Raw genomic sequence first — 234 nt, 5'->3', positions numbered from 1 at the left:
CACCCCAACCAGGTAAAGCCCCTGCGGCGGGCACACCGGACCACAGGCGGCGCGATCACGCGCCAGCAATGCGGTGCGCACCTGATCCGGCGACCATGACCCGGACCCGACCCGTTCGAGCGAGCCGACGAAGCTGCGCACCTGAGTGTGCAGAAAGGAGCGCGCCGCGAGATGGAAATGGAATTCGGAACCCGCCGCGGTTTCGACCTTGGCAATATCCAGACGATCCAGGGT

General features: G+C 65.8%; 1 pseudogene. It reads right to left on the bottom strand.

What is annotated here, in order from left to right:
• Positions 1-234: pseudogene (locus tag Q4528_RS16295) on the bottom strand (hypothetical protein); the annotation flags it as partial.

The organism is Staphylococcus pasteuri (assembly GCF_030547725.1).
Classification (GTDB): Bacteria; Bacillota; Bacilli; order Staphylococcales; family Staphylococcaceae; genus Staphylococcus; species Staphylococcus pasteuri.
Note: the sequence above shows the minus strand (reverse complement) of the source record. Positions and strands in the feature narration are given on the sequence as shown.